This window comes from Thiomicrospira sp. (genome assembly GCF_036568485.1).
GTDB lineage: Bacteria > Pseudomonadota > Gammaproteobacteria > Thiomicrospirales > Thiomicrospiraceae > Thiomicrospira.
Genome location: NZ_DATCSL010000029.1, coordinates 1 through 1,142 on the forward strand (window position 1 = coordinate 1; position 1,142 = coordinate 1,142).

The 1,142-nt window shown below is 38.2% G+C and carries 1 protein-coding gene; it reads left to right on the top strand.

What is annotated here, in order from left to right:
* Window positions 1-339: 339 nt before the first annotated feature.
* Window positions 340-1,142, top strand: an 803-nt coding sequence (locus tag VIM91_RS02940) for an IS4 family transposase (RefSeq protein ID WP_331863330.1), incomplete at its 3' end; no start/stop codon positions are given.

Here is a 1,142-nt window from a genome sequence, read left to right on the forward strand (position 1 = left end):
GTAATAATTAGGTCAGCTTATGAATAATAGATAATTTTCAATAGCAAAAATGGAAAATTGTAGATGATTGAAAAAGGTGGAATATATAACAGGAAAAGACATATGAAGAATAAATTACTCTGCACACGACAAAAAAACAAAAAAGTCTGTTAAAGCAAAGGCATAATAGTAATTTTTAAGACGAATCAGACCATGCCAAACTTTAACAGACTTAGTGAAACTTTAACAGACTTAGTGAAACTTTAACCCAAAACCTGAGCATGAACAAGGCAAGAAACAATTGTTTGAGCCTAATGATAATAGCCCTGATTACTGCTCAAAGCAGTAATCTTAAAAAAAATAGCAAGACACCTTCCTAAGGGTGGCAAGACCGACAGTCACTATCGCAGACTACAGCGATTTTTTGCCGAAGCGAGGATAGACTACGATCAACTGGCTTTAATGATATATCGACTATTTGGGCTAGGCAAAGTCACCTTAACCATTGACCGCACCAACTGGAAATGGGGTAAAAGTAACCTCAACATCTTTATGCTAGGGGTGGTATATAAAGGGATAGCCATCCCCTTATACTGGCAAATGCTAGATAAGCGAGGTAATACAAACCATCTTGAACGCTGTGAACTTATTGAGCGGTTTATCAAACAATTTGGCAAAGATAACCTTGAGATGATAGTAGCAGACAGAGAGTTTGTTGGCGAAAAATGGTTTAACTGGCTCACCAATAATCACATACCCTTTGCCATACGGATTAAGAAGAACAGTAAAGTTAAGAATCATCATGGCAAGTTGGTACAGATTAAAGAGTTATTACGCCATGTTAGCCATCAAGAAACATATCGACATGGACGAATACTGACTGTCGATGGTTGTTTGGTTCGAGTATTTGCCAAGCGTGATAAAGACTATGGTTTAGTGATTGTGGCCACCAATCAACTAGAAACAGTGGATGCGATGACAAGCTATGCTAAGCGTTGGGAGATTGAGACTTTATTTGCTTGTCTAAAGGGCCGTGGCTTTAATCTTGAAGATACCCACTTAACCCATCTTGATCGGGTCAGCAAATTAGTCGCAGTGAACGCCTTAGCATTTTGTTGGGCTTATCATGTCGGTATTTATAAAGACAAAGATAAGCCGTTAAA